This is a genomic window from Zhouia amylolytica (genome assembly GCF_900116365.1).
Lineage (GTDB): Bacteria > Bacteroidota > Bacteroidia > Flavobacteriales > Flavobacteriaceae > Zhouia > Zhouia amylolytica.
Genome location: NZ_FPAG01000002.1, coordinates 121775 through 133859, shown reverse-complemented (window position 1 = coordinate 133859; position 12085 = coordinate 121775). Strand labels below are relative to the sequence as shown.

Genomic DNA, 12085 nt, shown 5'->3' with positions numbered 1-12085 from the left:
AATGAATGAACAACAGATATAACAGACATATTATTCTCTCAGAAATTGGAGAAGCCGGGCAAAATAAAATAAACAACGCCAGAGTTTTAGTCATAGGTGCAGGTGGCTTAGGCTGCCCTATATTACAATATCTAGCTGCCGCTGGCGTAGGCACACTAGGAATAATTGATTTTGATGTTGTTGATGAAACAAATTTACAACGTCAGATCCTTTACGGGAAAAAGACTCTTGGCATAAACAAAGCGATTGCCGCAAAAGAGCGATTGAGAGACCTCAACGACCTGATAACGATTTATACATATTCAGAACCTCTGACCTATCAAAATGCGGTTACGCTATTTAACCAATATGATATCATTGTTGATGGTAGTGATAATTTCGAAACTCGATATCTGGTGAATGACGCCTGTATTATTAGCGAAAAACCATTGGTATATGGTGCGATTTTTAAATTTGAGGGTCAAGTTGCCGTTTTCAATCATAATGGCGGACCTAGCTATCGATGCCTCTTCCCTAGCCCACCACCAAGCGGCAGTGTTCCCAATTGCTCTGAAATTGGAGTGCTCGGAGTATTACCGGGAATCATTGGTACCTTACAGGCCAATGAAGTCCTTAAAATTATTCTGGGAATAGGCGAACAACTAAGTGGCAAACTATTATGTTTCAACGCTCTTGACAACCAAACTACAATCTTAAATGTTAACAAATCCATGGAACAGTTTGAGAAGGTGTTAAATGAAAAGCCGAGATTTGAACAGAAAGAATTATCTATAACTTGTGATACAGATATGATCGTATCTCTTCAGGAAATCACTTCCTTTAGCGAAGTTCAATTCATCGATGTTCGTGAACTACATGAAGAACCAAAATTAACAGGAACAAATATCATACAGATTCCACTAAGTAGCCTATCAGATCAGCTCCATAAAATATCGGAAAACAGACAAAAAATTTTCTTTTGTCAGTCAGGCATTCGAAGCAAAAAAGCTTTAGCCATTGCAAAAAATCATCATAAAAGTCTTTGCTACTCTCTAAAAGAAGGAGCTAATGAACTATTCCTACAATTAAAAAACATGCAACATGAAAACGCATAAACCTAAAAAAGTATTCATTGATGGAGCTATTAGTTCTGAGTTTATCGCTAACGCTATAGCCAAACACCAATCCAAAACCAGTATTGGGGCTCATAACATATTTTTGGGTCAGGTTCGTGCGGATAATATAGATGGAAAAATTGTTTCCGCCATTGAATATACCGCCTATGAAGAAATGGCTAACGATAAGTTTCATGAAATACGTGAAGCAGCCTTTGAAAAATTCGATTTAACCTGTATGCATATCTACCACAGTTTAGGCATAGTAAAAACCGGTGAAATATGTCTTTTCGTTTTTGTATCAGCTCCCAGAAGAAAAGTGGTATTTAAAGCCATCGAGTTCTTGGTAGAAGAAATTAAAGCCAAAGCACCCATATTTGGTAAGGAAATTTTTGAAGATGAAACCCATCAGTGGAAAGTAAATAGTTAAATATGGTAGATATTACAAACAAAATAAATACGTTAAGGGTAGCTACAGCTCAAGCCATTGTAAAGGTGAGCCGACACGAAACTATAGAGGCTATTAAGAATGGTACGGTGCCGAAAGGAGATGTGTTCTCTATGAGTAAAGCAGCAGGCTTACTGGGGGTAAAAAAAACACCTGAACTACTTCCTGATTGTCACCCAATGCCAATTGAATACACTGGTATAGATTATACCATAAATGATTTAGAGATTAGCATTTTGTGCACGGTAAAAACGATTTACAAAACGGGTGTTGAAGTTGAGGCTATGCATGGCGCTAGTATAGTAGCACTAAACATGTACGACATGCTAAAACCAATAGACAAAGGAATAGAAATCCAAAAGGTTAAACTTCTAAATAAAAAAGGAGGAAAATCTGATTACACCGATCGTTTTAGAAAAGATATCAAAGCAACAGTTGTTGTATGTTCAGATACCATTTCTGAAGGTCATAAAGAGGATAAAGCAGGTAAAGCTATCATTGCAAAACTTAAAACTCATAACGTCTCCATTTTAGATTACATTGTTATTCCTGACGAGAGTGAAATCATTCAGGAAAAAACAAAACAATATCAAAGTGCCGGAGCTGATCTAATTATATTTACAGGCGGTACAGGTTTATCTCTACGTGACGTGACACCTGAAGCTCTGGAACCCCTGTTAGATCGTCGTATTCCTGGTATAGAAGAAGCCATCAGGAGCTACGGACAAAATAGAATGCCATATGCTATGTTATCCAGAAGTGTAGCTGGTACTTATAAAAATAGTTTGGTAATGGCCCTGCCGGGCTCAACTAATGGTGCCAAAGAATCAATGGACGCTATTTTTCCTTTTGTATTACACCTGTTCAGAATTTTTAAAGGCGCTAGACATGATTAATCCTGATTAATTAAAACATACAGCTGGCTATGAATGAAAACAAATACCATAGGAAATGTAATAATCTAAACCATATTTGATAAAAGTAACTGATTATTTACTACTAAAGAATTTATAAATTATGACTGAGGTTGACAAAATCTTAACGGACACATTTAACAGAACACATACGTATTTACGTATTTCACTTACTGAGCGCTGCAATCTCCGTTGTACCTATTGCATGCCAGCTGAAGGGGTTACTTTGTCGCCAAAGTCACATATTATGTCTTTCGAAGAAATCTATTCAATAGCCAAGGTGTTTGTAAAACATGGGGTAACTAAAATAAGGATTACAGGAGGGGAACCTTTAGTAAGAAAAGATGCTGATATTATTCTTAAAAAATTGGCTTCACTTCCCGTAGAATTAGCAATCACCACGAATGCAGTCAATATAGAAAGACATATCAATATCCTCAAGGAATGTGGAATTCAAAAAGTAAATGTCAGCCTTGATTCATTAAATAAAGAAAAATTCAATTCAATTACCCGACGCAATTTTTTCGAAAAGGTCTATGGAAATATTTTAAGATTAATTGAAGAAGGCTTTGAAGTTAAGATGAATACCGTTTTAATGAAAAATTTTAATGAAGACGAAATAGTCGATTTCATAAAGCTAAGCAAAGATCATCCCTTGAGTGTGCGTTTTATAGAATTTATGCCTTTTGATGGTAATAAATGGGACATTTCCAAAATGGTTTCCTATCAGGGAATTATGAACCATGTCTACCAGGTATTTGAAAAAAATGATGTGATACGTTTAAAAGACGCCCCAAATGATACTTCGAAAAATTATAAAATTAAAGATTATAAAGGGTCTTTCGCAATCATAAGCTCAGTAACCAATCCGTTTTGTGATTCTTGCAACAGGTTACGATTAACTGCCAACGGAAAAATGAAAAACTGTCTCTTTTCTGCATCAGAAACTGATCTTTTAACACCACTAAGACAAGGGAAATGTATAGAGTCCGTTATTAAAAAACATGTGCTGGCCAAATTTAAAATGAGAGGAGGTATGGACACCTTAGAGAAATTGAAAAATCCGGACCTTCATACTAAAAATAGAAACATGACCACTATAGGAGGATAAAACCATGGAGAAACCGATTCACTATTTTAAAAACAGTTCAGCATGGCGTAAATGGCTTCACGAACATCATGACTCCTCTGATGGTATTTACCTGATCTTTTATACAGTAAATAGTAAACAGGAAAGTATGAGATGGGAAGAAGCCGTTCAACAGGCATTATGCTTTGGATGGATTGACAGTACCGTTAAAAAAATCGGACCGGAAAAGCGAAAGCAATACTTCTGCCCTAGAAAAAACAAAAGTGCTTGGAGTAAGCTTAATAAATCATATATCGAGCAGCTCATTAAGGATGGGCTCATGCATGAGGCAGGTTTGGCTAAAATTGAAATCGCCAAAGAAAATGGTAGTTGGACAGCACTTGATGAGGTAGAAAACTTGATAATACCAGAAGATTTACAAAAAGAGTTTGATCAGAATATAACTGCCTATAATAATTACAAGGCGTTTAGTAAAACCTATAAAAAAAATTACTTGTACTGGCTAAATCAGGCAAAAAGAGATACGACGCGTTCCAAAAGAATTAAAGAAATCATCATAAGGTGCGAACAGAATACTAAAACCCGATAAATCAAATACGAAGTATTTAGGTAATTTTTTATTTGTTTTTCTTCTCATGATCAAATAGATCAGGCAGTCCCTCCATGAATATTAAAAAAATCCTCACACCCATCACTTAGAACTTCACCAATCCATTATTGAGTTCGAATATGTCTGAACGCTATATATTCTAAATAAGAATTGATTTCGTGATATTAACTTGTATTTATTAAGGTTAAGAATCTTCAAAACACTCTTCCATCCTTAACAGGAAAATAGATTATTTTGACTAAACGAGATTGAAAAATTATTTATTTCATCAAAAATAAACTATCTTTAATAAGCTATTAATCAACACACTACAATCATGAGAATTACATTATTGACTTTATTCACCCTGCTCTTAACTGTATTTATTGGGCATGCACAAGGAGATCTTTCAAGGTTTAGAGATATGCGAGCCAGTTCAGCCGAAAACGAATTTAAAAGAATGGGTTACGAATTAGCAGGCATTGATAAAAGTTCAACCAGCATCATACAATATTGGTATAACGATCGTCGAAGAAGTTGTGTGGCAGCAACGATTAATGACGGAAGAGTGCGTTTCGCTATAGAAACTAAAGATCAAAAATGCTTCGACAAAATGGATCGATCTTCCAATAATTACAATCGTCGTTATGACAACAATAATCGATACGACAACAATAATCGGTATAGCAGCAGAGCTAGTAGTTTAGACGACTTAAAGGGAATGAAAGACTGGGAAGCATACAATGAATTAGATCGAATGGGGTATGAACGTCAGCATAATTTTCGTGATGATGGAAGGGATTATATAGTTTGGTATAATAATCGATTAAAAAAGTGTATTAAATCGTGGCAATCCGGAGGATATATTAAAGGAATCGCAGGTTCCGATGAATGTGGAAAGATTAACTACATAAAAGGATGGGATCGCTACAGAGCTTATAGAGAACTTGAAGACCGAGGTTATCGAGAACAGAGAGGATTCAGGGATGATGGTAAAGATTATAAGGTATGGTACAATTACAGATTAAGAAAATGTATCAAAACTTGGGAAAGTAATAGAAAGATTGCAGGCGTAGCAGGTTCAAAAAGATGTAACTAATTAGAATAACCTCCATTATAAAAATACTTTTAAGTAACGACCCTAAACCAAGAGGGTCGTTACTTCTTTATTGAAGGGTACCTAAAAATTTAAATTTTACACAAAAAGGCTTAACAGAAGTTTAAGAAAGTTTAATAGGCTATTCTATATTTTAGGCAACTAATTTTTCAGCCTATAATCTGTTGCAAAGAGTTGCTCAAAAATCACGCTTTTATAGAAAAATTCATAAATGGATTGCAGTCCCTTTAATGATATTTATGTTTATCATGGGGGTTACAGGATTATTGCTTGCCTGGAAAGCACAACTGCAATTTAAACCACCCTCTGCTAAAATTGAAAAACAACAACAAGCATATATTTCGCTGAACCATATTGAAGAAATTGCCAAAAGCTATTCAAAAGATTCACTACAGTTACCAGTTGCTATCAACAGAATAGACTTCAGACCTGGCAAAGGAATTGCAAAAATTCGTTTTGAAGATCATTTCACAGAATTACAAATTGATTGTTATTCCGGAGAAATTGTTTCCGTAAAACAACGAACTGCAGACATCATCGAAATGATTCATGATGGTTCCATCCTCGATTTCATCTTCAAAACCAATAACGATGAATCAAAATTAACCTACTCCACCCTAACATCATTAGGACTCATTATACTTTCATTCAGTGGATTCTATTTATGGTTTTTACCGAAAAAAATTAAAAAAATCAAATCAAAAAGTCATTAACAAGACTTTAAGAATAATACCAACTCTTTTACTTATTTTTAACCTTTACTATTACAACTAAAGCTAACTCTAATTATGAAAAAATTTCTACTTTTTCTTTCTATGATCTTTTCTATTTCCCTTGTAAGCCAGGAGTTTTCGATGGATTTGGTTAAAAATATGAAACCCCGGAATATTGGCCCGGGTGGAATGAGTGGACGGGTAACTGCCATAGACGTTGTTCATAAAAATCCGGATGTTATGTATGTAGGCACAGCCTCCGGAGGACTTTGGAAATCAACTTCAGGTGGTATTAAATGGAGTCCCATATTCGACAATCAGATTACAGCATCAATTGGTGCTGTTGAAATTCAGCAATCAAACCCTTCTGTTATCTGGGTAGGAACTGGTGAAGGAAATCCGAGAAACAGCTTAAATGGTGGTTTCGGAATTTATAAGTCACTTGATGGAGGAAAAACCTGGAAAGGAATGGGGCTGGAAAACACACGTCATATACACCGTATTGTTGTAGACCCTACAAATCCTGATATTGTTTACGCCGGCGCTATAGGTTCACCATGGGGGAAACATGAAGAACGCGGAGTATTCAAAACCACCGATGGGGGTAAAACATGGAATAAAATTTTATATACTAACGAAAGTTCAGGTGTTGCGGATATGGTTATGGATCCAAACAATCCTAATAAATTGTTTGTAGCCATGTGGGAACACAAACGCGATCCTTGGTTTTTTAAGTCGGGGGGAACAGGTAGTGGCCTTTTCATGACACATGATGGTGGTGAAAACTGGAAAAAAATTAGTGATGAGGACGGATTCCCTGAAGGAGAACTCGGGAGAATTGGAATTGCTATTGCTCAAAATAAACCTAATATTGTTTATGCACTTGTAGAATCCAAAAAAAATGCGCTGTATAAAAGCTTGGATGGTGGATTTAAATGGGAGAAAATAAATGATAAAGAAGATATTGGAAATCGTCCATTCTATTATTCGGAAATATATGTAGATCCCCAAAATGAAAATAGAATATATTCTGTTTTCACCTATATCAATGTATCTGAAGATGGTGGTAAAAACTTTTCGCAATTAATGCCTGCTTATGGATCAGATCATGGGATACATCCCGATCATCATGCATGGTGGATCCATCCGGATGATGGTAGCTTTATGATCGATGGAAACGACGGAGGAATGAGCATTACCAGAGACGGAGGTAAAACATGGCGTTTTATAGGAAATCTCCCTGTAGCTCAATTTTATCATATTTCCGTAGATAATGAATTTCCATATAATGTTTATGGAGGTATGCAGGATAATGGTTCCTGGAGAGGACCGGCCTATGTATGGAAAGCACAAGGAATCAGAAATTCTTATTGGCAGGAAATAGCCTTTGGTGATGGTTTTGATGTTGTTCCTGATAAAGATGATTCTCGCTTCGGATTCGCTATGAGTCAACAGGGCTACGTACAAAGATATGATTGGAAAACCGGTCAAAGCTATTCTGTACGTCCAACCCACCCTGATCCGAACTTGAAACTTCGTTTTAACTGGAATTCCGCAATAGCTCAAGATCCTTTCGACAATGCAACCCTCTACTTTGGAAGCCAGTTTGTACATAAAAGTACTGATAAAGGTTTATCATGGGAAATAATTTCACCAGACCTTACCACAAATAACCCTGAGAAACAGAATCAAAGTGATAGTGGTGGATTAACAATCGATGCCACAGGAGCAGAAAACCATTGTACCATTTTGGTTATTGAACCCTCTCCCCTAACTAAAGATATTTTATGGACAGGTTCTGATGATGGTAGAGTTCATATAACCCAGGATGGTGGAGAATCATGGAAAGATGTTTCCAAAGGCTTAAAAGGCTTACCTGAAGGAAGTTGGATTGCACAAATTCGTGCCTCTGATAAAAATGAAGGCGAAGCATTACTTATTGCGAATGATTATCGAAGATTTAATTATACACCATATGCATACCGTACAAAAAACTATGGAAAATCTTGGGAGCGTATTGTAGATGAAAATGACACAAAAAGTTTCACATTAAGCATCATAGAAGATCCGGAAACACCTAATCTGCTATTTTTAGGTACTGATGATGGGTTGTATATTTCCGTAGACGCCGGAAATAAATGGACTAAATGGACCGAAGGTTACCCTACAGTTCCTACCTCAGACCTCGCAATTCATCCGAGAGAACACGATTTGGTTATAGGAACATTTGGTCGGGCTGCCTGGGTACTAGATGATATTCGTCCATTACGCGAAATCGCGAAAAACACCAATTCGCTTGAAAAAGAAATGCTTCTTTTCAATCCCCCCACAGCCTATCAGGCTTCTTATCAACAACCTACCGGAACTCGTTTTGGCGGACATAGTATGTACAGCGGAGACAATAGACAAAGTGGTGCTATGATTACCTACTACCTGAATAAAACATCCAAAGAAAGTGAAAAAAAGGAGACCTCTGAAAATGAAAACAATGGTGAGCATTCGGAAATGGCTAAAACCGAAACTTCTAAAGACTCTGTTAAACTTGAAGTTTATGATGGTGATCGCCTGATAAGAACTTTAAAACATAAGACTCCTAAGGAAAAAGGCATCCATCGCATGTATTGGTATATGGATGAAAAAGGACCTGACTACCCTAGCAGAACCATTAGAAAAAACAATCGGGAAAATGGCGGAATTTCTGTTAAGCCCGGTACTTATCGATTAAAAATGATTTATGGAGATTTAACTGAAGAAACGATCATAAAAGTTGAGAGTGACCCTCGTATAATAGCTTCTCCTGCCGGTATTAATGAAAGATACACAGCCTATAAAACACTGGAGTCGTACCAGCAAACCACCGCTGATGCCGTAAAACAGTTGGTAGAAAGCAAAAATACCGCTCAAGATTATCAGAAAGAACTTCAAAAACTGGACAAAGAAAAATTTAAAGAAGAGATTAATGCATCCAAAACAATTACGAAAAAAATTGACTCTGTAATTGCCATTTATCTTGGAAAGATTGATAAAAGACAAGGGCTTACCCGTAGTACGGACCCTACTGTAAATAGTAGAATTTCAAACGCCCGATATTATGTTTCCAGCAGACCTGAAGGCATAACAGCTACAGAAAAAAGGTTAATATCTCAGGCGAAAGAAGCTTTGCAGGAGGCATTAAAAACCACCAATGCCTTTTTTAATGAAGAATGGCCTGCATATCAAGAAAAAATGAAAGCATTGAAAATTACTCGTTTTAAAGAAACTGAAACATTTAATATTAATCCATAAATAAATTTATTTAGCAATGATGAAAAACCGATTGTTGGTCATTTGTATTTTTTTAACTACCATTTTTGTAAAAGCACAGGAGCGTGGTGAAGATGAACTGGGAGCATGGTATATGTATTTTGGCACCTATAAACTTTCAGAAAAATTCAGTCTTCATACAGAAGCGCAATTTAGATATTATGAAGTCGCAGATAATTTTAATCAAATGCTACTAAGAACCGGAATCAACTATCACGTCAATGATCGGTTCATGGTAACGGCGGGTTATGGTTTTATTGAAACAGATGCGCTATATCAAGAATTTGGTAATGAACCGAACGCCTCTGAAAATAGAATATATCAGCAATTAGAAATTAAAGACAATTGGGGTAAACTAAAATTAAATCATCGTTACCGCTTAGAACAACGATTCGTTCATGTTGGAGGTGAAAGTGACTTTTTAAATAGAGTTCGTTACCGCCTTCAACTAACCTATCCGTTAACCGAAACATTTTTTGTTAATGTTTACGATGAAATATTCCTGAACCTCCAAAATACAGTTTTCGGTCAAAACAGGTTGTATGGGGCATTTGGAGCGGTTATTAATAATAACGTAAGTGTACAATTAGGATATCTGAAAAACCATTTTACCAATGTGAATTTTGATCGCCTGCAGTTAGGCGTATTCATAAATGCGGATTTATCCGGCTTTGGGAAATCATAATTTTGTATAACGATATTATATAATTAACTTTATCTCATAATCAGAAAAATCATTCTTATGAAAAAAATATCACTATCACTAATTGCGCTTTCAACAATGTTTGTAGCCGTCGCATGTAAATCCGATGGTAAGAAGGACAAAAAAGAAGAAGTAGTTGAAGAAGAAACAATCGTTGTGGAAGAAAAGGTTGAAGAGGTTAAAACCTTAACCATAGAATTAACTCCTAAAAGTGAATCCACCGTTAAAGGTAGTGCTGTTTTCAAGCAAGAAAATGGAGAGGTAACCATGACTGCTACATTTGAAGGATTAACTCCAGGAGAGCATGCTATCCATTTACATGAAAAGGCAGATTGTAGCTCTCCTGATGGAAAATCTACCGGAGGTCACTGGAATCCTACCTTTGAACAACATGGAAAATGGGGTGATGAAGCTGGATACCATAAAGGTGATATCGGGAACTTCACCGCCGATGAAAATGGAAAAGGTACAATTACATTTACTACCGATGAATGGTGTATCAATTGTGACGATGACACAAAAAACATTGTGGGCAAAGCTGTTATTGTTCACCAGGGAACAGATGACTTTACTTCCCAGCCTAGTGGTGCCGCCGGAGCACGAGTAAGCTGTGGAGGAATTATAGAATAAGTTCAAATTAAAAAAATTGAAAAAGGGTTGATACATGTATCAACCCTTTTTTAGTTATAGGCCACTCCATCCGTGATTAAAATATGTTGACATGAAAAAGGTTTGATATGAAACTATGATAATTATTCACCTCATACATACGATTCTGAAACAACCTGAGTTAATAGTTCTGTAAATATGTTTTACTTTTGAAAAACAAATAGAATTACATGAATCCCTCAGCTCAAGGTTGGATATATAAATTTGGTTCTTTAATTAAGGATAAGCAAGACCTCTTTACTGACGAGGAAGGTTTATATTCCATACTTAGAGGTATGGGGTTTGTTTATGGAGCAAATGTCGAAGTGCTTCCATTCTTAAATTACCATTTAGATTATAGTGAAGATGAACTCGCTAAAATTAACCTGATTACCGCTTTATACTACACCTACAAATTAAACACTGCCAAACCTTCTTTCGAGAATTTCATAAACGACTCCGTAAATTTCTATAAAGAATTGGAAGGTGATAATTTCTCTTTCTTTGATAAGATCTTCGGGGGGAATAAAAATGATTCTAAACTCGAAAAATATTTACACTCCAGAGTACAAATCGATGAAAACATACTCACCAAAAGTTTTAATAAAATAATCACCAATTCTCTGTTGTATGTTGATGTTTTAACCTTTGGTCATTATCTGAAATCCAAAGAATCGCCTAAACAATATGCAAGAAAGCTAGAACGCATTATTATTAATTTAGCCTACCATACGTTGTTGTCTAAAGAGGAGAAAACTCAAAATGATGAACAACTTTTATATTTATTCGAAGCCTCACTAACATATCATCAGCAAACATCGGTTAAAGATTTTGATGGTTCTTATCTAAGTGAATTAAAATCCGGGCTTCTTGAATCTGAACAAAAGTATCTCATAGATATAGCCTGCATGGCTGCCTGGGAAGATAAAACTTTTGAATACAAGGAGTCTGAATTCATCTTTGGTATAGGAAAAGACCTGGGTTTACCTAATAAGGATATTGAAGAATCTTTAGATCATGTAGCTACTTTTTTTGAAACAAATAAAGAAAAAATAAGCATCTTTAAAGTAGCCAATCCGGCCAAGCAATTTTATGATAATGCCAATCAAACTGTTAAAAAGCTCATTACACGAAACAGTAAAAGACTTCTGAAGGAATTAAGCCAAAGTAAAGAGTTGTTATTTCTTTTAACCAAATCAACAAGCCAGGATTTATCAGAAGAAGAACGCAAAAAGGTTCGCGATCAATTACTTGATATTTTTAAATCCATTCCATCACTGGCCATATTTGCCTTACCCGGAGGAGCCATTTTATTACCATTATTCATAAAACTTATCCCTAAGTTATTACCTTCTGCCTTCGATGATAATCGCATTGAAGAATAATTTATGTTATTCTTTAAAAATAGCTTAACTTAGTTTCTACCTCATTAAAAGTCTTTATCATCCTGCTTATTTTTGGATAGT

The 12085-nt window shown here is 35.8% G+C and carries 11 protein-coding genes; all 11 read left to right on the top strand.

Going from position 1 to position 12085, the window contains the following annotated elements:
* Positions 1 to 5: 5 nt before the first annotated feature.
* The 11 genes from moeB (at position 6) to BM361_RS03125 (ending at position 12004) form a co-directional block, all read left to right on the top strand.
* A complete protein-coding gene (moeB, locus tag BM361_RS03175) occupies positions 6 to 1094 on the top strand; it encodes a HesA/MoeB/ThiF family protein (RefSeq protein ID WP_074976858.1) in 1089 nt (362 codons plus the stop codon).
* Entirely contained in the window at positions 1081 to 1524 is a 444-nt protein-coding gene (locus tag BM361_RS03170; RefSeq protein WP_074976856.1) for a molybdenum cofactor biosynthesis protein MoaE, read from the top strand. Before moeB ends, BM361_RS03170 begins: the two co-directional genes overlap by 14 nt.
* 2 nt (positions 1525 to 1526) lie before the next feature.
* Positions 1527 to 2438: a bifunctional molybdenum cofactor biosynthesis protein MoaC/MoaB gene (gene moaCB / locus BM361_RS03165; protein ID WP_038264895.1), complete on the top strand. Its 912-nt coding sequence runs from the start codon at positions 1527 to 1529 to the stop codon at positions 2436 to 2438.
* 121 nt (positions 2439 to 2559) lie between these two features.
* The gene (gene moaA, locus BM361_RS03160) at positions 2560 to 3567 is read left to right on the top strand and encodes a GTP 3',8-cyclase MoaA (RefSeq protein ID WP_074976854.1); all 1008 of its coding nucleotides are present in this window, start codon (positions 2560 to 2562) and stop codon (positions 3565 to 3567) included.
* A gap of 4 nt (positions 3568 to 3571) precedes the next feature.
* Positions 3572 to 4135 (top strand): YdeI/OmpD-associated family protein, encoded by a 564-nt coding sequence (locus BM361_RS03155; RefSeq protein WP_074976850.1) that lies wholly within the window; start codon positions 3572 to 3574, stop codon positions 4133 to 4135.
* 337 nt (positions 4136 to 4472) lie between these two features.
* Positions 4473 to 5234 (top strand): hypothetical protein, encoded by a 762-nt coding sequence (locus BM361_RS03150; RefSeq protein ID WP_074976848.1) that lies wholly within the window; start codon positions 4473 to 4475, stop codon positions 5232 to 5234.
* A gap of 182 nt (positions 5235 to 5416) precedes the next feature.
* A complete protein-coding gene (locus BM361_RS03145) occupies positions 5417 to 5965 on the top strand; it encodes a PepSY-associated TM helix domain-containing protein (RefSeq protein WP_038264904.1) in 549 nt (182 codons plus the stop codon).
* Between the two features lie 75 nt (positions 5966 to 6040).
* Positions 6041 to 9250: a WD40/YVTN/BNR-like repeat-containing protein gene (locus BM361_RS03140; RefSeq protein ID WP_074976846.1), complete on the top strand. Its 3210-nt coding sequence runs from the start codon at positions 6041 to 6043 to the stop codon at positions 9248 to 9250.
* Positions 9251 to 9266: 16 nt separating this feature from the next.
* Positions 9267 to 9953 carry a DUF2490 domain-containing protein gene (locus tag BM361_RS03135; RefSeq protein WP_316930409.1) on the top strand — a complete coding sequence of 229 codons (687 nt, stop codon included), beginning with the start codon at positions 9267 to 9269 and terminating at the stop codon, positions 9951 to 9953.
* Positions 9954 to 10010: 57 nt separating this feature from the next.
* Positions 10011 to 10601 carry a superoxide dismutase family protein gene (locus BM361_RS03130; protein ID WP_038264910.1) on the top strand — a complete coding sequence of 197 codons (591 nt, stop codon included), beginning with the start codon at positions 10011 to 10013 and terminating at the stop codon, positions 10599 to 10601.
* A 209-nt stretch (positions 10602 to 10810) separates the two neighbouring features.
* Complete coding sequence (locus BM361_RS03125; RefSeq protein WP_074976844.1) at positions 10811 to 12004, top strand: LETM1-related biofilm-associated protein; 1194 nt, start codon at positions 10811 to 10813, stop codon at positions 12002 to 12004.
* Positions 12005 to 12085 lie beyond the last annotated feature (81 nt).